Below are 23,911 nucleotides of genomic sequence, written 5' to 3' on the forward strand. Positions count from 1 at the left end.
TAGCAGGTGAGCGCTGAATAACAAAACCCCGGCCTGGTGCCGGGGTTTTGTGTTTCTGGCGTTTGTCTACCGCCGCGCAATATCCGAAAAGTAAAACTTATCCAGCGTATGCCGCGACTCGGTGTACTCGAACTGCCGTCCATCCTGCAAAAACGTCTGGTTGCTCACCACGATCACATGGCTCTGACCTTCGAGGTCCAGGTGTGTCTGATCGTCCTTTCCCCGTGGCAGCGCTTCGATGGTGCGCTGGGCATAGCTGATCTGCAGCTGCAAGGTCTGTTCGATAAACGCATAGATCGACTGCTCGGCAATCTCCCGATTCAGCCCCGGTATCAGGTCGGCGACGAAGTGGTTGATGTCGAGGATCACCCGTTTGCCGTCGATCCGCCGCACCCGTTTGACCCGGGTAATCAGGCTGCCAGCTTCGGCCTCAATGTGTTGCATCAACGGGCCTTCCAGCGGGAACTGGCTGAACTCCACCACTTCGGTACTGACGTCGTCGCCGAGGGCGGCGTGGGTCTCGCGAAAGCTGACGATACCGCCGAGCTGGAACTCGATGGGGTTGGGTGACAGCACGAAGGTGCCCTTGCCGTGGATCTTTTGCGCGAACCCACGCTCCTGCAATTGCTCGATCGCCCGGCGTACCGTGCCACGGCTGGCCTGGTAGGCGTCCATCAGTTCGGTTTCGGAGGGCAGGCGCGTGCCGCGTTGCAGGCGTTCGGTGGTGATGCTGGCAAGCAGATCGGTATAGATCTGGTTGTATTTACTCATGGGGAAGGGCTCTGTGCCGCGTTGGCGTTCAAGGCAGGAACCTTAGTGGCAGCGATGGGGTTTGTCCATGCAACCCATTGTAGAACTCGGAAATTTCTGACTCAAAAAACAGAAAATTAATCATTTTCAAACTCGTACATACGAGTTATTGCTTTAACTCGTACAGACGAGTACTTTTGGCTTCGGCGTGCTGCCTATGACCGCCCAATAAAAAAAACCAGAGTGGATACCAAGCATGAGCCACGACTATCCGAATATTGCCCGCGAGATTCTCAAGAACCTCGGCGGCAGCGACAACCTTGAGCAAGCTGCCCACTGCGTGACCCGCTTGCGCCTGGCCCTCAAGGACCCGAGCCTGGCCAACAGCGGCGAACTGAACCAGGTCGACCTGGTCAAGGGTTCGTTCTTCACCGGCGGCCTGTTCCAGATCGTGATCGGCCCCGGCGAAGTGGAAAAGGTCTACGCCGCCCTGCGTGAGCAAACGGGCCTCGCCGCGTCGACCATCGCGGACGTGAAACAGAAAAGCGCAGACAAAATAAACCCGATGCAGCGCCTGGTGCGGGTGTTCTCCGACGTGTTCATGCCGATTTTGCCGGCGCTGATCATTGCCGGTTTGCTCATGGGGGTGAACAACCTGATGGGCGCCAAGGGCATGTTCATCGCGGACAAGACCTTGCTCGACGCCTATCCGAACCTGGATGGCCTGTGGAGCCTGATCAACCTGATGGCCAACACCTCGTTCGTGTTCCTGCCGGCACTGGTGGGCTGGTCGGCGGCCAAGCGCTTTGGTGGCAGTGAAATCCTCGGCATTGTCCTCGGCCTGATGCTGGTGCACCCCGATCTGCTCAACGCCTGGAACTACGGCAAGGCGGTCGCCGGCCTCGACGGCCAGAGCCTGCCGTACTTCGATATTTTCGGCTGGTTCAAGATCGAGAAGGTCGGCTACCAGGGCCAGATCCTGCCGATCCTGCTGGCCGCCTACGTGATGAGCGTGATTGAGAAATGGCTGCGGGCACGGGTGCCGAATGCCATTCAGTTGCTGGTGGTGCCGATCACTACCATCGTCGTCACCGGCGTACTGGCGCTGGCGATCATCGGCCCGGTGACCCGCCACCTCGGCATCCTGATCACCGAAGGCGTGGTCACTCTGTTTGACCTGGCGCCGATGGTCGGCGGCGCAATCTTCGGCCTGCTGTATGCACCGCTGGTGATCACCGGCATGCACCACATGTTCCTCGCCGTGGACCTGCAACTGATCTCCACCCAAGGCGGCACCTTTATCTGGCCGATGATCGTCATGTCCAACCTGGCCCAGGGCAGCGCGGCGCTCGGCGTGTTCTACATGAGCCGCAATGCGCGGGACAAGAGCATGGCGTCCACCTCGGCGATTTCCGCCTACTTCGGCATCACCGAGCCGGCGATGTTCGGGGTCAACCTGCGCTTCAAGTTTCCGTTCTACGCGGCGCTGACCGGCTCGGCGCTGGGCAGTATTTTCCTGTCATTGAACAAGGTCCAGGCCTCGGCGATTGGCGTGGGTGGCTTGCCCGGGTTCATCTCGATCATCCCGCAGTACATCCCAAGTTTTGTCATCGGCATGGTCGTCGCGATTGTCGTGCCGTTTGTTTTGACCTGTGTGTTGAGCATGAAGATTGTTCGGCCCGGATACCGGGTCGCCTGATCTACCGCTATCGCAGGCAAGCCAGCTCCCACAGTTGATCGCATTTCCAGATTGAAGGAACCCGTCATGCAAAACTGGCAACACTCGGTGATCTACCAGATCTACCCAAAAAGCTTCCACAGCCACGCGGGTAACGCCACCGGTGACCTGCTGGGCATCGTGGACAAGCTCGATTACCTGAAGTGGCTGGGCGTCGATTGCCTGTGGATCACCCCGTTCCTGCGCTCGCCCCAGCGCGACAACGGCTACGACATCAGCGACTACTACGCCATCGACCCGAGCTACGGGACCATGGCCGATTGCGACCTGCTGATCAGCGAAGCCGCCAAGCGCGGCATCACGCTGATGCTCGACATCGTGGTCAACCACACCTCCATCGAACACGAGTGGTTCCAGCAGGCCCGCAGCAGCCTCGACAACCCGTACCGCGACTTCTACATCTGGCGCGACCAGCCGAACAACTGGGAATCCAAGTTCGGCGGCTCGGCCTGGGAATACGAGGCGCAGACCGGCCAGTACTTCCTGCACCTGTTCGACCACACCCAGGCCGACCTGAACTGGGACAACCCCAAGGTGCGCGCCGAAGTGTTCAAGCTGATGCGCTTCTGGCGCGACAAGGGCGTGGGCGGTTTCCGCCTGGACGTGATCAACCTGATCTCCAAGCCGGCGGATTTTCCGGAAGACAACAGCGACGGTCGGCGCTTCTACACCGACGGCCCGAACGTGCATGAATACCTGAAGGAAATGCACCGCGAAGTGTTCGAGGGGCATGACCTGATCAACGTCGGCGAGATGTCGTCCACCAGCCTTGAGCACTGCATTCGTTATTCGAATCCACAGTCGAAAGAGCTGTCGATGACCTTCAACTTTCACCACCTGAAAGTCGACTATCCGAACCTGCAGAAGTGGGTCGCGGCCGACTTCGACTTCCTGCAACTCAAGCAGATTCTGTCCGACTGGCAACTCGGCATGCAGGCCGGTGGCGGCTGGAATGCGCTGTTCTGGTGTAACCACGACCAGCCGCGGGTGGTCTCGCGTTTTGGTGACGACGGCGAGCACCGCGTGGTCTCGGCGAAGATGCTCGCCACTGCGCTGCACTTCCTCCAGGGCACGCCTTTCGTGTACCAGGGCGAAGAGCTGGGGATGACCAATCCGGGCTTCGACACCATCGACCAATACCGGGATGTCGAGACGCTGAACATCTATCGGCTCAAACGCGAGGCCGGTGAGTCCGAGGCATCGAGCATGGCGGCGATCATGCAGAAGTCCCGCGATAACAGCCGCACACCGATGCAATGGAATGCCGAGCAAAACGCTGGCTTCAGTCGCGGCGAACCGTGGATCGGCATCCCGGCCAACGCCGCGCAGATCAACGTGCAAAGCGAGCTGGATGACCCGCAATCGGTACTGCATCACTACCGTGCGCTGATCAAGCTGCGTCGGCATGAGCCGCTGATTCAGGAAGGCGTTTATCGCCAACTGCTGCCACAGCACACCCAGGTCTGGGCGTACCTGCGCGAAGGCCACGGCGAACGCCTGCTGGTGCTGAACAACTTCTACGGCACGCCATGCCAGATCGAACTGCCCGATGGCCTGCTGACGGCGGCGAGTGAGCAACGCCTGCTGATCAGCAACTACGACGACTGCCCACAGCGCTCGAGCCAGGTCTCGCTGCGCCCGTATGAATCGTTTGTGCTGCATCTCAAGGACTGAGACCCGCTTTACCCCCGGCGTGGGAGAGCCGGGGCGCTTAAAAAAACATAATAAAAATATCGGAGTGCTTCATGAAAACAACAATAAAGCTGGGCCTCGTTGCATCCTGCCTGACCTTGCCGATGGCAGCCCAGGCGTTGGAATTTGCCGGCTACTTGCGTAGCGGTGCGGGGACTTCAACCGGCAGTGGCAAGCAGCAGTGCTTCCAGTTGCCGGGTGCACAATCCAAATACCGCCTGGGCAACGAGTGCGAGCAGTACGCCGAACTCGAATTGCGCCAGGACCTGCTGACCCTCGACGACGGCTCGGTGTTCAGCGTCGACGCCATGGCTTCGCTGTACAACAAGTACGACCGGGCGCTGAAGTTCCAGGGCGAAGACAACGGCTCGGCACGCATGCCGCAGATGTACGCGCAGTGGTCGAACATCCCCAGCCTCAACGGCGGTTCGCTGTGGGCCGGCCGGCGCTACTACAAACGAAACGATATCCATATCTCCGACTTCTACTACTGGAACCAGAGCGCCACGGGTGGCGGTATCGAGGACGTGAAAATCGGCGACCTGAAATACAGCTACGCACTTTCCCGCAAGGACAACCTGTACCAGAAGGAATACGCCACCCGTCACGACTTTAACGTGGCCGGGTTCAAGACCAACCCCGGCGGCGAGCTGGAACTGGGCTTGAGCTATATCGAAAAAGCCGGTGGCCGTGACACCAACAGCGGCTGGGCCATTACCGCCCAGCATGTGCAGAAACCCTTCCTCGGCGGGCGCAACAAATTTGCCCTGCAGTACGGCGAAGGCCCCGGCACCGGCCTCGGTTATACCGGCGATACCTTCCTCGATAAAAGCAGCAAGAGCTACCGCGCAGTGGAGTTCTTCGACTGGCAAGTGACGCCACGGTTTGGCGGGCAGATCGAGGCCGTGTACCAGAAGGATATTCGCCCGGGCAGCCAGGATCAGACCTGGATGTCGCTGGGCGTGCGCCCGGCCTATGCGATTTCCGAACAGTTCAAGCTGGTCACCGAACTCGGTCATGATCAGGTCGAGGCTACCGGTGGCACGCGCAAGCTGAGCAAATTTACGTTCGCCCCGACCTGGTCGCCCAAAGGCCCGGATTTCTGGGCACGACCGGAAGTGCGCTTGTATTACACCTACGCGACCTGGAACGAAGCGGCCAAGCGTGCGGCCAATGAACTGGCGGCAGGTTCGGCGTTGTCCGACACCGGCAGTTATGGCTCGGCGTTGCATGGCTCCAACTTTGGTGTGCAGGTTGAGTACTGGTGGAAATAAGCCGTCGATGCCCAATGATTTTTACAGAACCAAACAGCAGGTGAAGTCATGACCACAACCCAATCCCTGGAATTGCTGGCGCCATTGTCCGGGGTGCTGCTCGCCCTGGACCAGGTGCCTGATCCGGTGTTCTCCAGTCGCCTGATCGGCGATGGCCTGTGCATCGATCCGACCTCGCAGACCCTCTGCGCGCCACTGGCCGGGGTGATCAGCAATATCCAGGACAGTGGTCATGCGTTGAGCATCACCGATGACAACGGCGTCCAGGTGCTGATGCACATCGGCCTGGACACCGTGAACCTGGCGGGCAAGGGTTTCACCCGATTGGTCGAGGAAGGCCAGCGGGTGGAAGCCGGGCAACCGCTGATTGAATTTGATGCCGACTACGTGGCGCTCAATGCCCGTAGTTTGCTGACCCTGATGCTGGTGGTCAGTGGCGAGCCCTTTAAGCTGCTGACGCCCGAGCAGGGCCTGGTAGACGTGGGGCAGCCACTGCTGCGAGTCACGCCGCAAGCCGTTGCCGACGAGGTGAAAGACGAGGAGGGTGACGCCCTGTTCTCCAGGCCACTGACCTTGCCCAACGCCAACGGCCTGCATGCGCGCCCGGCGGCGGTGCTGGCGCAGGCGGCCAAAGGCTTCAAGGCGAGTATTTACCTGCACAAGCAAACCGAAAGCGCCAACGCCAAGTCGCTGGTACGGATCATGGCATTGCAGACGGTGCAGGGTGACACCTTGCAAGTCAGCGCGGCCGGCGAGGATGCCGAAGCGGCGATCCAGGCGCTGGTGACCTTGCTGGCCGAAGGCTGCGGTGAAACCGTCGCGGCTCCTCAACCTGGTGCTGCACCCGTGGCGCCTGATTCATCGGCGACCTTGCTGCGCGGCGTGTGCGCCTCGCCCGGTTCGGCGTTTGGCCAGGTGGTGCAGGTCAAGGAGCCGGCACTGACGTTCGTAGAGACCGGCAAAGGTGAAGCGCTGGAACGTGCGGCCCTGACCCATGCCCTGAACAACGCCAATCAGGCGCTGCAAGCCCTGCAGGAAAAAGCCGTCGGCACTGCCCAGTCCGAGATCTTCCGCGCCCATCAGGAGTTGCTGGACGATCCGGCCCTGCTGGAACAAACCCGCGACCTGCTGGACCAGGGCAAGAGCGCGGCCTTCGCCTGGAACAGCGCCACCGAGGCCACCGCCACGCTCTTCCAGGGCCTGGGCAACGCCTTGCTTGCCGAGCGCGCTGCCGACCTGGCAGACGTTGGCCAGCGGGTGCTGAAATTGATCCTCGGGGTTCAGGACAGCGCCTGGGATTTGCCGGAGCAGGCAATCCTGATTGCCGAACAACTGACTCCCTCGCAAACCGCCAGCCTCGACACGCGCAAGGTGCTGGGTTTTGTGACGGTGGGCGGCGGCGCTACCAGCCACGTCGCCATTCTCGCCCGCGCCCTTGGCTTGCCGGCCATCTGCGGGGTGCCGGCGCAGGTGCTGGAACTGGCCAACGGCAAGCAAGTGCTGCTGGATGCCGACAAGGGCGAGTTGCACCTGGACCCGGACCTGGCCGAGATCGAACACTTGCAAGCCAGCCGCCAACAACAAGTGCTGCGCCGCCAGCGGGAAGTGGAGCAGGCGTCGTTGCCCGCTACGACCCGCGACGGTCATCACGTCGAAGTGACGGCCAACGTCGCATCGTTGCAGGAGGTGGAGCAGGCATTGTCCCTGGGGGGCGAAGGCGTTGGTTTGCTGCGTTCCGAGTTCCTCTACCTGGACCGCAACCGCGCGCCGAGCCCCGAAGAGCAGGCGGGCACCTACAGCGCCATCGCCCGTGCATTGGGCCCGCAGCGCAATCTGGTGGTGCGCACCCTCGACGTTGGTGGCGACAAGCCGTTGGCCTATGTGCCGATGGACAGCGAGACCAACCCGTTCCTTGGCCTGCGTGGGATTCGCCTGTGCCTGGAGCGCCCGGAACTGTTGCGTGAACAATTCCGTGCAATTCTCGCCAGTGCCGGTTTCGCCCGTTTGCACATCATGTTGCCCATGGTCAGCCTGCTCTCGGAGCTGCGCCTGGCGCGGCAGATTCTTGAAGAGGAAGCGCTGGCCCTGGGGCTGACGGAACTGCCGAAGCTGGGAATCATGATCGAAGTGCCATCGGCGGCATTGATGGCCGATCTGTTTGCGCCGGAGGTGGATTTCTTCTCCATCGGCACCAACGACCTGACCCAATACACCCTGGCCATGGACCGCGATCACCCGCGCCTCGCCAGCCAGGCCGACAGCTTTCACCCGGCGGTGCTGCGCCTGATCGCCGCCACCGTCAAGGCGGCCCATGCCCATGGCAAGTGGGTCGGCGTGTGTGGGGCGTTGGCGTCTGAAGCGCTGGCGGTGCCGGTGCTGATCGGGCTGGGGGTGGATGAGTTGTCGGTCAGCGTGCCGCTGATCCCGACCATCAAGGCTACCGTGCGCGAGCTGGACCTGGCGGACTGCCAATCCATCGCCCGCCAGGTGCTGGGCCTGGAAGAAGCGTCGCAGGTTCGCGAGGCGTTGCGCCTGTACCACGCGGCTACCGTTGAAACCTCATTGGTTGTGGAGAACTGACATGTTCGAGAAATTTCAGCGGGCGTTCTGGAAGGCCCTGACGCCGGATCTGGTGCTTGAAACGCCGCAGGCAGCTCCAGTGAGCGAAACACTGTTGGCCCCGGCAGTGCTGAATGCGCTGGGCGGCGCGGAGAATCTCAAGTCGCAGCAGCGGGTAGCACTGACCCGGGTGCGGGTGCAGTTGCAGGATGCGGGGCGGTTGGATGCGCAGGCGCTCAAGGCGGCAGGCGTGCCGGGCGTGATGGTGTTGGCGGGTGGGGTGGTGCACCTGCTTACCGGCCTGAACACCGCTCTATAAGACGACGAAGATCAAATGTGGGAGCGGGCTTGCTCGCGAAGGCGGTGTGTCAGTCAATCCATGTGCTGGCTGAACCACCGCCTTCGCGAGCAAGCCCGCTCCCACATTGGTTTTGTGGTGTTTGGAGAATCGGGGGATTACAGCTGCGGGGTTTCTTCCGTCGGCTTGGTCTTGTCCACACCCGGCACATGCAGGTTGCCTTCGACCACCTGGTTGCCTTCCAGCTGCGGCTGCGTCACCCACGTCAGAATGTCGTAGTAACGCCGGATGTTCGCCACAAAATGCACGGGCTCACCGCCACGGGCATAGCCATAACGCGTCTTGCTGTACCACTGCTTCTGCGACAGGCGCGGCAGCATCTTCTTCACGTCCAGCCACTTGTTCGGGTTCAGGCCTTCTTTTTCGGCCAGCTTGCGCGCGTCGTCCAAATGGCCGGTGCCGACGTTGTATGCCGCCAGGGCAAACCAGGTGCGGTCCGGCTCGGCAATCTTGTCGTCCAGCTCATCCTTGATCTTGGCCAGGTACTTGGCGCCGCCCATGATGCTCTGCTTGGCGTCCAGGCGGTTGGACACGCCCATGGCCTGCGCCGTGTTCTGGGTCAGCATCATCAGGCCGCGCACGCCGGTCTTGGAGGTCACCGCCGGCTGCCAGAGTGATTCCTGGTAGCCGATGGCCGCCAGCAGGCGCCAGTCGACCTTTTCTTCCTTGGCATAGGCCCGGAAGTGTTTCTCGTATTTGGGCAGACGCTGCTGCAGATGCTGGGCGAAGGTGTAGGCGCCCATGTAGCCGAGTACATCGACGTGCCCGTAATAGCGATCTTTCAGGCGTTGCAGCGTGCCGTTCTTTTCCACCTTGTCGAGGTAGTTGTTGACCTCGTTGAGCAGGCTGTTGTCTTCACCGGCGGCAACCGCCCAGGCTTGATGGCTGGCGTCACCGAGGTCAAAGGCCACCCGCACGTTGGGGAAGTACACCTGGTTCATCGCCACTTCGTTGGAGTCCACCAGCGTCAGGTCGATCTGGCCCTCATCCACCATGCGCAGCAGGTCGACCACCTCAACGGCGTCGGACTCTTCGTATTCAATCCCGGGAAACTGTTTTTTCAGCTGCGCCAGTTGCTCGGCGTGGGTGCTGCCCTTGAGCACCATGATCTTCTTGCCCACCAGGTCTGCCGCGGTGGTCGGCCGGGACTGGCCGTTGCGGTAGATGATCTGCGGGGTGACTTCCAGATAAGGGTGGGAGAAACGCACTTGCTGGCGACGCTGCTCACTGCTGACCAGGCCGGCGGCGGCCAGTACCGGGCCGTTGGGTTTGCCGATCTGCGAGAACAGGTCATCCAGGTTGTCGGCCGCCTCGATCTCGAGCTTTACCCCCAACTCGTCGGCAAAACGTTTCACCAGTTCGTATTCGAAGCCGGTTTCGCCGTTACGGTCCTGGAAATAAGTGGCCGGACTGTTTCGGGTGACCACCCGCAATACGCCATCCTCCTTGATTCGCTCGAGCGTGTTGGGTTTATCCACACACGCACTGAGCAGCAGGAAGAGTCCGGTAACGAAGAGCCATTTGGCGCATCGCGGGCGTAAAGCAGTAGGGGAGAACATCTGCGCAGTATACGCAAAGGACCCTCGGCGCCATATCTCGACAGCGGGGCACTTGTCTGCTAGCGCCCGTAAACCTTGGCTGCAGCCCGCAGAAACGGGGCTTGGCAGCCGATTGTGACGGTTAAAATAACTGCCCGGAATCGCCTGTATGGCCATATGATATCGTGCGATTTATGCCAACTGACGTCCGGCTGCGGCCACTGGTGCCGTTTCGGGTGCCGTTGGCGACGGTTTACGCTAGAATGCACGGCCTCAAAGCACACCCCCTTCCCGAGGCTGTCCCGAAGATGTTGATCCTGCGCGGCGCTCCTGCCCTTTCTGCCTTTCGCCACAGCAAACTCCTTGAGCAACTGAGCCAGAAGGTACCTTCTGTCAGTGGCTTGTATGCTGAATTTGCTCACTTCGCCGACGTTACTGGCGTTTTGACCGCCGACGAACAGCAAGTGCTGGCGCGCCTTCTGAAGTACGGTCCCAGCGTTCCTGTCCAAGAGCCTAACGGCCGCTTGTTCCTGGTCCTGCCACGGTTCGGCACCATCTCGCCCTGGTCGAGCAAGGCCAGCGACATCGCCCGCAACTGCGGCCTGGACAAAATCCAGCGCCTGGAACGCGGGATTGCCTTCTATGTAGCAGGCCAGTTCAGCGAGGCCGAGGCCGAGCTGATCGCCAGCAGCCTGCACGACCGCATGACCCAGATCATCGTCAGCCAGCTGGAACAGGCCGCCGGTCTGTTCAGCCACGCCGAACCCAAGCCGCTGACCGCGATTGACGTGCTCGGTGGTGGCCGTGCCGCCCTGGAAACCGCCAACACCGAGCTGGGCCTGGCCCTGGCCGAAGACGAAATTGACTACCTGGTCAACGCCTTCATCGGCCTGAAGCGCAACCCGCACGACATCGAACTGATGATGTTCGCCCAGGCGAACTCCGAGCACTGCCGCCACAAGATCTTCAACGCCAGTTGGGACATCGACGGCCAGAGCCAGGAAAAAAGCCTGTTCGGCATGATCAAGAACACCTACGTGATGCACAGCGAAGGCGTTCTGTCGGCTTATAAGGACAACGCTTCGGTCATCGTCGGCTCCGTCGCCGGCCGCTTCTTCCCGGACCCTGAAACCCGCCAGTACGGTGCGGTGCAAGAGCCGGTACACATCCTGATGAAAGTCGAGACTCACAACCACCCGACCGCGATTGCCCCGTTCCCGGGCGCTGCCACCGGTTCCGGCGGCGAGATTCGCGACGAAGGTGCAACCGGTCGTGGCGCCAAGCCAAAGGCTGGCCTCACCGGCTTCACCGTGTCCAACCTGCAGATCCCGGGCTTCGAACAGCCGTGGGAAGTGCCGTACGGCAAGCCTGAGCGCATCGTCACCGCGCTGGACATCATGATCGAAGGCCCGCTGGGCGGCGCCGCGTTCAACAACGAATTCGGGCGTCCGGCCCTGACCGGTTACTTCCGTACTTTCGAGCAATCCATCACCACCCCCCGTGGCGATGAAGTGCGCGGTTACCACAAGCCAATCATGTTGGCCGGCGGCATGGGCAACATCCGCGCCGAACACGTACAGAAAGGCGAGATTCTGGTCGGCTCCAAGCTGATCGTTCTCGGTGGCCCGGCGATGCTGATCGGCCTGGGTGGCGGCGCCGCTTCCTCCATGGCCACCGGCACCAGCTCGGCCGACCTGGACTTCGCTTCCGTACAGCGTGAAAACCCTGAGATGGAACGCCGTTGCCAGGAAGTCATCGACCGTTGCTGGCAACTGGGTGACAAGAACCCCATCAGCTTCATCCACGACGTCGGCGCAGGTGGTTTGTCCAACGCCTTCCCGGAACTGGTCAACGATGGCGACCGTGGCGGCCGTTTCGAACTGCGCAACATTCCAAACGACGAGCCGGGCATGGCTCCGCACGAAATCTGGAGCAACGAATCCCAGGAACGCTACGTGTTGGCGGTAGGTCCTGCAGACTTCGAACGCTTCCAGGCGATTTGCGAGCGCGAGCGCTGCCCGTTTGCGGTAGTCGGCGAAGCCACTGCCGAGCCGCAACTGACGGTCACCGACAGCCACTTCGGCAACAGCCCGGTGGACATGCCGCTGGAAGTGCTGCTGGGCAAAGCCCCGCGCATGCACCGTTCGGCCGTGCGTGAAAACGAACTGGGCGACGATTTCGACCCGTCGACCCTGGCCATCGCCGACTGCGTGGAGCGCGTCCTGCACCACCCGGCCGTTGCCAGCAAAAGCTTCCTGATCACCATCGGCGACCGCACCATCACCGGTCTGGTTGCCCGTGATCAAATGGTCGGCCCGTGGCAGGTCCCGGTGGCTGACGTTGCCGTCACCGCTACCAGCTTCGACGTGTACACCGGTGAAGCCATGGCCATGGGCGAGCGGACTCCGCTGGCGCTGCTGGACGCCCCGGCGTCGGGCCGCATGGCCATCGGCGAAACCCTGACCAACATCGCGGCTTCGCGTATCGCCAAGATCTCCGACATCAAGCTGTCGGCCAACTGGATGTCCGCTGCCGGTCACCCGGGTGAAGATGCGCGCCTGTACGACACCGTGAAAGCGGTCGGCATGGAGCTGTGCCCTGAGCTGGGCATCACCATTCCGGTGGGCAAGGACTCCATGTCCATGGCCACCCGCTGGAACGATGAAGGCGTGGACAAGAGCGTCACCTCGCCGCTGTCGCTGATCGTTACCGGCTTTGCGCCAGTCACCGACATTCGCCAGACCCTGACCCCGCAACTGCGCATGGACAAGGGCACCACCGACCTGATCCTGATCGACCTCGGTCGCGGTCAGAACCGCATGGGCGCCTCGATCCTCGCCCAGGTGCACGGCAAGCTCGGCAAGCAGGCCCCGGACGTCGACGACGCCGAAGACCTGAAAGCTTTCTTCGCCGTGATCCAGGGCCTGAACGCCGACGGCCACCTGCTGGCTTACCACGACCGTTCCGACGGTGGTTTGCTGACCAGCGCCGTGGAAATGGCCTTCGCCGGTCACTGCGGCCTGAGCCTGAACCTCGATGGCCTGGCAGAAACTTCCGCCGACATCGCAGCAATCCTGTTCAACGAAGAGCTGGGCGCCGTGATCCAGGTTCGCCAGGACGCAACCCCGGACGTACTCGCACAGTTCAGCGCCGCTGGCCTGGGCGACTGCGTGGCCGTGATTGGCCAGCCGATCAACAACGGTGAAATCAACATCGTCTTCAACGGCGAAACCGTGTTTGAAGGCCAGCGCCGCCTGCTGCAACGCCAGTGGGCCGAGACCAGCTACCAGATCCAGCGCCTGCGCGACAACGCCGACTGCGCCGAGCAGGAATTCGACGTGATCCTGGAAGAAGACAATCCGGGCCTGAGCACCAAGCTCAGCTTCGACGTCAACCAGGACATCGCCGCGCCTTACATCAAGAAAGGCATCCGCCCACAAGTGGCCGTACTGCGTGAGCAGGGCGTCAACGGCCAGGTGGAAATGGCGGCAGCGTTCGACCGTGCCGGCTTCAATGCGATCGACGTGCACATGAGCGACATCCTCGCCGGTCGCGTCGACCTTAATGAGTTCAAAGGCCTGGTTGCCTGCGGTGGTTTCTCCTACGGCGACGTACTGGGTGCCGGTGAAGGCTGGGCCAAGTCGGCCCTGTTCAACAGCCGTGCCCGTGACGCGTTCCAGGGTTTCTTCGAGCGTAACGACAGCTTCACCCTGGGTGTGTGCAACGGTTGCCAGATGATGTCCAACCTCAGCGAACTGATCCCGGGCAGCGAGTTCTGGCCGCACTTCGTACGTAACCGCTCCGAGCAGTTCGAAGCCCGTGTTGCGATGGTCCAGGTACAGGAATCCAACTCGATCTTCCTGCAAGGCATGGCCGGTTCGCGCATGCCAATCGCCATCGCCCACGGTGAAGGCCATGCCGAGTTCGCCAGCGAAGAAGCACTGCTGGAAGCCGACCTGTCCGGTACCGTGGCCCTGCGTTTCGTCGACAACCACGGCAAGGTCACCGAAGGCTACCCGGCCAACCCGAACGGCTCGCCGCGCGGGATCACCGGGCTGACCAGCCGCGACGGTCGCGTCACCATCATGATGCCGCACCCGGAGCGTGTGTTCCGCGCCGTGCAGAACTCGTGGCGCCCGGAAGAGTGGAACGAAGACGGCGCGTGGATGCGCATGTTCCGTAACGCTCGCGTCTGGGTGAACTAAGGCGGTGTACAAGCTCAGCTTCTTTGTGCCCGACAGCCACGTGGATACGGTGAAAACCGCCGTCTTCGCAGCCGGCGGCGGGCGCATCGGCAACTACGACAGCTGCGCCTGGCAGGTACTGGGCCAGGGCCAATTCCGCGCGATGGACGGCAGCCAGCCGTTTATCGGGCAGGTGGGGCAGGTTGAAGTGGTTGAAGAGTGGAAGGTTGAGTTGGTGGTGGCGGATGAGTTGATCGTGGCTGTAGTGGCTGCGTTGAAACTGAGCCATCCGTATGAGACACCGGCGTATGAGGTGTGGCAGTTGGCGGATTTTTGATTCGCTGGCTGCAAAACAAGAAACCCGCTGGGCCAGTTTGGTCAGCGGGTTTTTTGTTGCCTGTCACGGCCATTCGCGAGCAAGCCCGCTCCCACATTTGACCGCGTTGCCATGACGGGCACCGATCAAAATGTGGGAGCGGGCTTGCTCGCGAAGAGGCCCTGATGCTCAGCAAAGATTCAGGCTTTTACCCCAACCTCACGGCCACTGACCAACCGCTCCAACGCCTCACCCAACCCCGAAGCCTTGTCACCAATCAGCAAGTGCCAAATCCCACTCTCAAGCTGGCTCACACCCTGGCAACCCAGCGCCGTCAGTTGAGATTCCGACAACACCGAACCATCCCCCAACTCCACCCGCAGCCGCGTCATCGCCACCGCATCCAATTGCAAAACATTGGCCCGACCGCCCAGCGCACTCAGCCATTTCTCGGCCTCATGCACGTTCACCGGCGTGCTCTTCTCAACCGGTGCAGCAGCGACCGGAGTGACTCCAACATACGAAGGCATCGCCAACCGAATCTCATCGGCAATGCTGTCCGCCATCGGCCCGACCACCACCTGCAAACTCCCGCCATTACCCGGTCGAACCACCGCCATCGCACCCAGCGCCTTCAACTCGGCATCCACCGCCTTGTTGCGATCCACCATGTCCAGCCGCAGACGCGTCGTGCAAGCACCCACACTCAGTAGATTCTCCGCACCACCCAGCGCGCGAATGTAAGCGCCGGCCCGCTGGTTATCAGTCATGGCCTCAGCCTGCACCACCTGAATATCCTCACGCCCGGGCGTCTTCAAATTGAAGCGACGGATGCAGTAGTTGAACACGCTGTAGTAGATCACCGCATACGCCAGCCCAACCGGGAATACCAACCAGCCGTTGGTGGATTTACCCCAACCCAGCACCATGTCGATAAACCCACCGGAGAAGGTAAAGCCCAGGTGAATGTTGAGCATGTTGGTGATCGCCATCGACAACCCGGTCAGCAGCGCATGCACCAGGTACAGGAACGGCGCGAGGAACATGAAGGCGAATTCGATCGGCTCGGTGACCCCGGTCAGGAACGAGGTCAGCGCCATCGACAGGAAAATCCCGCCCATGATCTTGCGCCGCTCCGGCAGTGTATTGCGGTACATCGCCAGGCACGCCGCCGGCAGGCCGAACAGCATTACCGGGAACATGCCGGTCATGAACTGCCCACCTTTCGGGTCGCCGGCAAAATAGCGAGTCAGGTCGCCGGTCACTACCGCGCCGGTCGTCGGGTCGGTGAAGGTGCCGAACACAAACCACGCCATGTTGTTGAGGATATGGTGCAAGCCGGTGACGATCAGCAGGCGGTTGAACACGCCAAACACGAACGCACCAAAACTGCCGCTTTCCATCAGCAGCACGCCGAAGCTGTTGATGCCTTGCTGCACGGGTGGCCAGATCAAACCAAAGATCACCCCCAGCGCCACCGCGGAGAACCCGGTGACGATCGGCACAAACCGTCGCCCACCAAAGAATGCGAGGTACTCCGGCAGCTTGATGTCCTTGAAGCGGTTATACAGCGCACCGGCCATCAAGCCGCTGGCGATGCCCGCGAGCATGCCCATGTTGATGCTGGCGTCCATCACCTTGAGGGTGGAGACCATCACCAGGTAACCGATGGCGCCTGCCAGGCCCGCCGTGCCGTTGTTGTCGCGGGCAAAACCCACGGCAATGCCGATGGCGAAGATCAGCGCCAGGTTGGCGAAGATCGCCTGCCCGGCGTCGTGCATCACCGCGATGTTCAGCAGGTCAGTGTCGCCCAGTCGCAGCAGCAGGCCGGCGATCGGCAGAATCGCGATCGGCAGCATCAGCGCACGGCCCAGGCGTTGCAGCCCTTCGATAAAATATTGGTACACGGCGTGTCTCCCTATTCTTGTTGTTTTCAGCTCAGCGGCCAGTGGTGTTGACAGGCTTGGCGAACGGCTTTGGCGCTGCTCAGGTTAAGCAGGCTTTGGCTCAGTTGCCGGCATTGGGCTGCGTCCAGGTGACGGACACGGTCCTTGATTTCTCCGATCTGCGGCGGGCTGACGGACAGCTCGCTGATGCCCAGACCGATCAGCACAGGCGTGGCCAGCGGGTCGGACGCCAGCGCCCCGCACACACCGACCCAGCGCCCATGCTTGGCTGCGCCGATGCACGTCTGGGCGATCAGCCGCAACAGCGCCGGGTGCATGGCATCGACCCGGGCGGCGAGGCCGGCGTGGTCGCGGTCCATGGCGAGGGTGTACTGCGATAGGTCATTGGTGCCGATGGACAGAAAGTCCGCGTGCTCGGCCAGTTGTTCGGCCATCAGCGCCGCCGCGGGCACTTCGATCATCACCCCCAGTTCCGGGCGTTGGGTCAGTTCCAGCTCGGCGCACAGTTCATCGAGGCGCTGGCGAATGTGCAGCAGTTCGTCGACTTCGCTGACCATTGGCAGCAGGATGCGGCAACGTTCCAGCGGGCTGACCTGGAGAAGGGCACGCAGTTGCTGGTCCAGCAGTTCCGGGCGTACCTGGGCCATGCGAATGCCCCGCAGGCCCAGCACCGGGTTGGTCTCGAACGGCAGCGGCAGGTAGTCGAGTTGCTTGTCGCCGCCGACGTCGATGGTGCGGATGATCACGGATTTGTCGCCCATGGCATCCATTACGGCTTGGTAGGCCTGGCGCTGCTCTTGCTCGTCGGGCGCGGTGCGGCGGTCGACGAAGAGAAATTCTGTGCGCAGCAGGCCGACGCCATCGGCGCCATTCTCGAAGGCCAGTTGGGCTTCGACGCTGGAGGCGACATTCGCGGCCACTTCAATACGCACGCCATCCTGAGTGCTGGCGGTGCCTTGAGCCTGCGCGTGCTGCTGTTGGCGCCGCAGTTTCTGTGCATCGCGCAACTGGTGAACCTGGGCGTGGCGCGCATCATCCGGCGTCAGCTCCAGGCGGCCGTTGGCGGCATCCAGCACCACGCGTTGGCCTTGGGGCACATCAAGCAATTCAGTGCCCAGTGCAACCACGCACGGCAAGCCTTTACCCCGCGCCAGAATCGCCACATGAGACGTCGCGCCGCCTTCGGCCATGCAGATACCGGCGGCGTGTTGATTGCTCAGTTGCAGCAGATCCGATGGGGTCAGCTCATGGGCCGAGACGATAGCGCCGGCCGGCAAATCAAAATTCCAGGCCTCGCCCAGCAACGCCCGCAGCACGCGTTGCTGCAAGTCGCGCAGGTCGTTGGCGCGTTCGGCGAACAGCGGTTTGCCTAGGGCGAGCAGCACCGCGCATTGGGCCTGGATCGCATCACGCCAGGCGTGAGTGGCGGCGCTGCCCTGTTCGATGGCGGCGGTGGCGGCCTCCAGCAACGTAGGGTCTTCCAGCAGGGCCAGGTGGGCGGCGAAGATCTCTTCTTCCTCCACATCCTTGCGCTGACGGGCCTGGTCCAGGGTGTGGCGGATTTCGCTACGCACCTGTTCCAGGGCGCTGTCCAGGTGCTGCAATTGTTCATCCGGCACGTTGTTGCCCGGGTCCACCGGCAGCTCGATTCCGTTCAGGCGGAACAACGGGCCGCAGACCAACCCCGGCGCGGCACACACGCCTTGCAGTACTCCGGCTTCGGTATTCGCGCGGCGTGGGGCGACGGCCACTGGAGCGTGATGCGCTTCGCCAACTTCCACCGACAGCGCAGCGATCAGTGCTTGCAGCGCCGCTTCACAATCCTTGCCACGACAGGTGACCTGCACCTCGTCCTGCTCACCAATCCCCAGGCCCATCAAGCCGATCAGGCTGTCGCACGAAGCCGACTTGCCGGCGAAATGCAGCTGCGACTGGCTGCTGAATGCCTGTGCGGTCTTGCGGATCAAGGCAGCGGGGCGCGCGTGCAGGCCGCCACGATGGGTGATGCGAATAGTCGCGCTGGCTTCGGTGACCGACTCATCAATCACTTTCGCTGCACCGGCCAACCGTGCAACCACATGCAGCAGCGGCTCGCCGACCTTCACTGTTTTCAAGGTGATCGGCCGTAGCTCAAACAGCTCGCTGTTGGTCAGGATGATCAGGCTGACCAGGCTTTTGCACTGGCGCGCAATCAGGTCCAGGTCAAACTGGACCAGTGCCTGGCCCTTGCTGACCCGCGCACCTTGCTTGACCAGCAGCGCAAAGCCTTCGCCATTCAATTCCACCGTGTCGATGCCCACGTGCATCAGCAATTCAGCGCCGTTATCGGCGCGAATGGTCAGCGCATGCCCGGTGCGGGCGACGTGGATGATCACGCCATCACACGGCGCGTGCAGGCAATCGTTGAGCGGGTCGATGGCAATGCCGTCGCCCATGGCGCCACTGGCGAACACTTCGTCGGGAACGTCGCCCAGGGTCAGCACCGGCCCACTGAGGGGAGCGCTGAGGGTGAGGTCTTTATTATTGTGGGACATGGGCACGGTACTCATCAGAAAAACGCTGCAATCAACTCAGTGGGTGCGGGTCACTTTGCTCAAGTGACGCGGTTGGTCCGGGTCCATGCCCCGGGCCTCTGCCAAACCGGCGGCCATCACGTAGAAACTCTGGATCGCCAGGATCGGGTCCAGGGCCGGGTGTTCGGCGCGGCTCAGAGTCAGGTCGCGCTCGGCGATGTCATCGGGAGCGGCCAGCAGCACGCGGGCACCGCGCTGGCGCATATCGGCGGCCAGGCTCAGCAGGCCGGCTTGTTCGGCGCCGCGTGGGGCGAAGACCAGCAGCGGGTAGTTGTCATCGATCAGGGCCATCGGGCCATGGCGCACTTCGGCGCTGCTGAAGGCTTCGGCCTGGATCGCCGAGGTTTCCTTGAGCTTGAGCGCGGCTTCCTGGGCAATGGCAAAACCGGCGCCACGGCAGATCACCATCAGTTGCTGGCAGTCGCGCAGGGCGTCGATGGCCAGGCTCCAGTCTTGCCTGGCGGCTTCACGCAAACCTTCGGGCAGTGCCTTACAGGCTTGCAGCAACTCGTCTTCCTGATTCCAGTGGCCGATCAGCTGGGCGCTGGCGCTCAGGGTCGCGATAAAGCTTTTGGTGGCGGCGACGCTGCGTTCCGGCCCGGCGCACAGCGGCACATGGAATTCGCAGGCGGCTTCCAGTGGCGAGTCTTCGGCGTTGACCATCGAGATGCTCAAGGCGCCGCGCTTGCGCAACAGGCGCAGGCTGTTGACCAGGTCCGGGCTCTGTCCCGACTGGGAGAAACCGAACGCCACTTGCCCGCTGACCTTGAGCGGCGATTGCAGCATGGTCACCACCGACATCGGCAGCGACGCCACCGGAATCCCCAGATGTTGCATGGTCAGGTAGGCGAAGTAACTGGCGGCGTGGTCCGAGCTGCCACGGGCGATGCTCATCGCCACTTGCGGTGGCTGGCGACGCAGGCGGCCGGCGACTTCCACCAGCAGCGGGTCCAGGCGTTGCAGTTGAGCCTCGACGGCCTCACAGGAGGCCAGGGCCTCTTCAAGCATTTTTGAAGTCAATGGTTTCTCCTTCGACCATTACGTCGGTGAGGTGCAGGGAGCGGTCCAGGCGCACGCAGTCGGCAAAGCTGCCGGGTTGCAGGCGACCGCGTTCTTCGAGGCCCAGGTAGTCCGCAGGAAATTGCGACAGGCGTTGTGAGGCTTCGCTGATCGGCAGGCCGATCTTCACCAGGTTGCGCAGCGCCTGGTCCATGGTCAGGGTGCTGCCGGCCAGCGTTCCATCGGCCAGGCGGACGCCGCCCAGGCACTTGGTCACGGTGTGGCTGCCCAGCTTGTATTCACCGTCGGGCATGCCGGCAGCGGCGGTGGAATCGGTGACGCAGTACAGGCACGGGATCGAGCGCAGCGCCACGCGCATGGCACCGGGGTGCACGTGCAGCAGGTCGGGAATCAACTCGGCGTATTTGGCGTGGGCCAGGGCCGCGCCGACGATGCCGGGCTCGCGGTGATGCAGCGGGCTCATGGCGTTGTACAAGTGGGTAAAGCTGGTGGCCCCGGCGGCGAGGGCGGCGACACCTTCTTCATAGCTGCCCAGGGTGTGGCCGATCTGCATGCGCACGCCACGTTCGCTGAGGGCGCGGATCAGGCCGTCATGGCCGGCGATTTCCGGAGCAATGGTGATCACCCGGATCGGCGCCAGGCGCAGGTATTCTTCGACTTCGGCCATCAAGGCGGTGTGGGCGAAGTTCGGTTGTGCGCCGAGTTTTCCCGGATTGATGTAGGGGCCTTCCAGGTGCACGCCCAGGACACGAGCGGTGCCGGTCGGGCGGCTTTCGCAATAGGTGCCGATTTCGCCGAGCACGCGGGAAATCTCATCCACTGGCGCGGTCATGGTGGTGGCCAGCAGCGAGGTGGTGCCAAACCGCACGTGGGTGCGGGTGATGGTGTGGAAGGCGTCGGTGCCTTCCATGATGTCTTTGCCGCCACCGCCGTGCACGTGAAGGTCGATAAAGCCTGGCAGCAGGTACGGCAGGTCGTTGTCAGCCGGGTTGCACGGGCTGCCTTCTACGGCAGTGACCTTGCCGTGCTGGTGCACCAGGCGGCCGCGAATCCAGCCGTGTGGCGTGAGGATATTGTCTTCGGACATGGGCAGTTCTCTAAATTCGCAGTTCAGCGGAATAGTCGTGGCGGCGCAGTTCTGCGACGAAGTCGTAGTAGTCGTTGCGGCAGTAGGTGTCGGTGATTTCAATCGGGGTGTTGTCGGCGGTGTAGCCCACCCGGGTCATCAGCAGCATGGCGGTGCCGGGGGCGATGCCCACCAGGGCTGCGAACTCATCCGAGGCGTTGATCGCCTGGATGTGTTGCAGGGCGCGCACGATGGGCTTGCCGATGCTTTCCAGGTATTCGTAGAGCGAGTTGCCGATGGCCTGCGGGTGGGGGAGGACGGAGGCGGGCATGGCGGTCATTTCAATCGCCATCACCGTGTCGTCGGCCTTACGCAAACGCTTGAGCCGCGCGACTTTGTCGCTGGGTGACAGGCCCAGGCGAATCAATTCTTCATGGGTCGGCGGGGTGATGTCGCGCTCCAGCCACTGGGACGTCGGCACAAAGCCCTTGAGCCGGAGCATTTCGCTGAAGCCCGAGAGGCGCGACAGCGGTTGTTCCAGGCGTGGCGTGATGAAGGTTCCGGAGCCTTGGCTGCGACGGATCAGACCTTGTTCGAACAGCACTTCCAGCGCCTTGCGGGCGGTCACCCGGGAAATGCTCAGTTGCTCGCTGAGGGCACGTTCCGACGGCAAAGCCTGCTCGGATTTCCACTGGCCGGCATGAATCGCGGCTTCGAGGTTGCGGGCCAGTTGCAGGTACAGCGGCGTCGATTGTTTATCGTCGGGGCGCAGGGCCAGGATGGGGTTCATCGTGTCGGTTTCCGATGCGGTTATTGGAGTGTTGTCGCCCGGTAGTGATCGCAAGCTAATACCACTTAAATACCATGTCAATGCAGCGAAAACAGTGCAGGCGAGCGTTTGCGGGCGCCTTAATAGTGCGCCAGTTCAAGTGGTATTAGAGAGGTCTTTATTTCAGGCAGAAGCGCGCAGCTTGCCGAGGTGAACTGGTATTCACCGGCAGGCCACCCATGGGGCGGGAATTTTTTTTGAATTATTTTACGAGGGGCAGGAAATTACGGACGAATCTCGATCATCGTGCCGTCTTTCACCAGGTTCCAGACTTCGCGCATGTCGACATTGCGCATGCCGATGCAGCCGTCGGTCCAGTCCAGGGTGTGGAACAGCTCTTCGGGGTAGTCCTCGGCGTCGGGGGTGCCGTGGATCATGATCATGCTGCCGGGCTTGACCCCTTCGCGGCGGGCGCGCGCGGAATCGCTGATATTGGGGTAGGAGATGTGCATGGCCAGGTTGAAGCGGTCGCTGGTCTTGCGCCAGTCGATCCAGTAGAAACCTTCCGGGGTGCGGCGGTCGCCTTCCATCAGCTTGGTGCCCTTGGGGTTCTTGCCCAGGGAAATGCGGTAGGTCCTGAGGGGCTTGCCGTCATTAATCAGTTGCAACTGATGGGCAGACTTGAGCACCAGGATTTTCTCGACGGGTTTGCCCCCCAGGATCACTTGGGTGGAGGCTGGCGACAGCGTGGCAAACGACAGGCAGATCAGAGCAAGCAACCAACGCATTGAAACGGTATCCCCTGAAAAGACTACGTGCCGCCTGGATTGTTATTTGGCCAACTGGGTCAGCGGCGGCACCGATTCGCTGCGCACCGGATACGACTGTTGCCGGCGGTCAGCAAAAAAGCATTCTAAGGTACGCCCGACCGTGCGGAAAGCCAGCTCGGACCAAGGGATGTCGGCTTCATCGAATAAGCGCACTTCAAGGCTTTCGGGACCGGCGGCAAAATCCAGGTCGATCAGTTCGGCCCGGTAGAAGATGTGCACCTGGCTGATGTGCGGCACGTCGATCAGGGTGTAGATGCTCAGGTTGCGCACCCGGGCGCAGGCTTCTTCCAGGGTTTCGCGCATCGCGGCCTGCTCGACGGTCTCGCCGTTCTCCATAAAGCCGGCGGGCAAGGTCCAGAAACCCAGGCGCGGCTCGATGGCGCGCCGGCACAGCAGCACCTGGTCGCCCCACACCGGTACGGTGCCCGCGACGATATTGGGGTTCTGGTAGTGAATGGTCTGACAGTGATCGCAGACATAACGCAAGCGTGCGTCGCCTTCGGGAATGCGCTGAGTGACCGGTTTACCGCACTGGCTGCAGAAGTTCATGCTGGGGTTCCTGGAGAGTGCGCCTATCTTGGCGTGACCGGGTATGGGCTGCAAGTTGTCGTTTAGCGACATGGCCAGGGTTTTGGGGTTGGGCGTGCGCAAGGTTTGGTGCATGATGCAAGGTAGCCAACAGACCGAGATGACTCATGCTGGACGAGCTACTTCGCCGGGTAAGCAATCATACGCCCCACACGCTGGAGACCGACGGTCGTTTCCCGGAAGCGGCGGTACTGGTGCCGATCACCCGCAGTGACGAACCCGAGCTGATCCTGACCTTGCGCGCCAGCGGGTTATCCACCCATGGCGGCGAAGTGGCGTTCCCTGGCGGGCGCCGCGACCCTGAAGATCCCGACCTGATATTCACCGCGCTGCGCGAAGCCGAAGAAGAAATCGGCCTGCCGCCGGGCCTGGTGGAAGTCATCGGCCCGTTGAGCCCGCTGATTTCCCTGCACGGTATCCGTGTCACGCCTTATGTAGGCGTTATCCCCGATTACGTCGAATACCTGGCCAATGACGCCGAGATCGCCGCTGTGTTCAGCGTGCCCCTGGAGTTTTTTCGCCAGGACCCGCGCGAACACACCCACCGTATCGATTACCAGGGCCGCAGTTGGTATGTGCCCAGTTACCGGTTTGGCGAATACAAGATCTGGGGCCTGACGGCGATCATGATCGTCGAGCTGATCAATCTGCTCTATGACGATGCCGACATTAGCCTGCATCGACCGCCGAAAAGCTTCATCAATACCTAAGAGCCAGATGGCCATCGTTCCTGCCGTGAGGATCCACCT

Annotated in this window: 17 protein-coding genes; 8 read left to right on the forward strand and 9 right to left on the reverse strand. The window is 62.0% G+C overall.

Going from position 1 to position 23,911, the window contains the following annotated elements:
* Positions 1–66 precede the first annotated feature (66 nt).
* Positions 67–771, reverse strand: a complete 705-nt coding sequence (gene treR / locus C0058_RS05665; RefSeq protein WP_102368193.1) for a trehalose operon repressor — start codon at positions 769–771, stop codon at positions 67–69.
* A 235-nt stretch (positions 772–1,006) separates the two neighbouring features.
* Here treR and treP point away from each other — a divergent pair, with 235 nt between their 5' ends.
* From treP to C0058_RS05690, 5 genes are all read left to right on the forward strand, one after another.
* A complete protein-coding gene (treP, locus tag C0058_RS05670; protein ID WP_008438268.1) occupies positions 1,007–2,449 on the forward strand; it encodes a PTS system trehalose-specific EIIBC component in 1,443 nt (480 codons plus the stop codon).
* 66 nt (positions 2,450–2,515) lie between these two features.
* Entirely contained in the window at positions 2,516–4,162 is a 1,647-nt protein-coding gene (gene treC / locus C0058_RS05675; RefSeq protein WP_003209630.1) for an alpha,alpha-phosphotrehalase, read from the forward strand.
* A 71-nt stretch (positions 4,163–4,233) separates the two neighbouring features.
* Positions 4,234–5,454, forward strand: coding sequence for a carbohydrate porin (locus tag C0058_RS05680; protein WP_087695126.1), 1,221 nt, complete (start codon positions 4,234–4,236; stop codon positions 5,452–5,454).
* 48 nt (positions 5,455–5,502) lie between these two features.
* Positions 5,503–8,034, forward strand: a complete 2,532-nt coding sequence (gene ptsP / locus C0058_RS05685) for a phosphoenolpyruvate--protein phosphotransferase (RefSeq protein ID WP_102368194.1) — start codon at positions 5,503–5,505, stop codon at positions 8,032–8,034.
* 1 nt (position 8,035) lies between these two features.
* Positions 8,036–8,332, forward strand: coding sequence for a PTS transporter subunit EIIB (locus C0058_RS05690; RefSeq protein WP_003209625.1), 297 nt, complete (start codon positions 8,036–8,038; stop codon positions 8,330–8,332).
* Between the two features lie 137 nt (positions 8,333–8,469).
* On the opposite strand, the gene mltF is transcribed toward C0058_RS05690, so the two are convergent.
* Positions 8,470–9,930 (reverse strand): membrane-bound lytic murein transglycosylase MltF, encoded by a 1,461-nt coding sequence (gene mltF, locus C0058_RS05695; RefSeq protein ID WP_008438264.1) that lies wholly within the window; start codon positions 9,928–9,930, stop codon positions 8,470–8,472.
* Between the two features lie 287 nt (positions 9,931–10,217).
* Here mltF and purL point away from each other — a divergent pair, with 287 nt between their 5' ends.
* Complete coding sequence (gene purL, locus C0058_RS05700; protein WP_008438262.1) at positions 10,218–14,114, forward strand: phosphoribosylformylglycinamidine synthase; 3,897 nt, start codon at positions 10,218–10,220, stop codon at positions 14,112–14,114.
* A gap of 4 nt (positions 14,115–14,118) precedes the next feature.
* Positions 14,119–14,430, forward strand: coding sequence for an NIF3 1 (locus tag C0058_RS05705; protein WP_008438259.1), 312 nt, complete (start codon positions 14,119–14,121; stop codon positions 14,428–14,430).
* Positions 14,431–14,609: 179 nt separating this feature from the next.
* Here the strand turns inward: C0058_RS05705 and nagE are convergent, their stop codons facing one another.
* The 7 genes from nagE to C0058_RS05740 form a co-directional block, all read right to left on the reverse strand.
* Positions 14,610–16,268, reverse strand: coding sequence for an N-acetylglucosamine-specific PTS transporter subunit IIBC (gene nagE / locus C0058_RS05710; protein WP_371857024.1), 1,659 nt, complete (start codon positions 16,266–16,268; stop codon positions 14,610–14,612).
* A 74-nt stretch (positions 16,269–16,342) separates the two neighbouring features.
* Positions 16,343–18,850 carry a phosphoenolpyruvate--protein phosphotransferase gene (gene ptsP, locus C0058_RS05715; protein WP_102368196.1) on the reverse strand — a complete coding sequence of 836 codons (2,508 nt, stop codon included), beginning with the start codon at positions 18,848–18,850 and terminating at the stop codon, positions 16,343–16,345.
* 36 nt (positions 18,851–18,886) lie between these two features.
* The gene (locus C0058_RS05720) at positions 18,887–19,909 is read right to left on the reverse strand and encodes an SIS domain-containing protein (protein WP_102368197.1); all 1,023 of its coding nucleotides are present in this window, start codon (positions 19,907–19,909) and stop codon (positions 18,887–18,889) included.
* Positions 19,890–20,996 carry an N-acetylglucosamine-6-phosphate deacetylase gene (gene nagA, locus C0058_RS05725; RefSeq protein WP_087695120.1) on the reverse strand — a complete coding sequence of 369 codons (1,107 nt, stop codon included), beginning with the start codon at positions 20,994–20,996 and terminating at the stop codon, positions 19,890–19,892. The genes C0058_RS05720 and nagA overlap by 20 nt, the downstream gene beginning before the upstream one ends.
* A gap of 10 nt (positions 20,997–21,006) precedes the next feature.
* Positions 21,007–21,765 (reverse strand): GntR family transcriptional regulator, encoded by a 759-nt coding sequence (locus C0058_RS05730; RefSeq protein WP_003209609.1) that lies wholly within the window; start codon positions 21,763–21,765, stop codon positions 21,007–21,009.
* 263 nt (positions 21,766–22,028) lie between these two features.
* Complete coding sequence (locus tag C0058_RS05735; RefSeq protein ID WP_003209608.1) at positions 22,029–22,532, reverse strand: murein L,D-transpeptidase family protein; 504 nt, start codon at positions 22,530–22,532, stop codon at positions 22,029–22,031.
* A gap of 42 nt (positions 22,533–22,574) precedes the next feature.
* Complete coding sequence (locus tag C0058_RS05740; RefSeq protein ID WP_003209606.1) at positions 22,575–23,123, reverse strand: NUDIX hydrolase; 549 nt, start codon at positions 23,121–23,123, stop codon at positions 22,575–22,577.
* 146 nt (positions 23,124–23,269) lie between these two features.
* Between C0058_RS05740 and C0058_RS05745 the strand changes: the two genes are divergently transcribed.
* Positions 23,270–23,872: a CoA pyrophosphatase gene (locus C0058_RS05745; protein WP_003209605.1), complete on the forward strand. Its 603-nt coding sequence runs from the start codon at positions 23,270–23,272 to the stop codon at positions 23,870–23,872.
* Positions 23,873–23,911: the final 39 nt, after the last annotated feature.

Source organism: Pseudomonas sp. NC02 (assembly GCF_002874965.1).
Lineage (GTDB): Bacteria > Pseudomonadota > Gammaproteobacteria > Pseudomonadales > Pseudomonadaceae > Aquipseudomonas.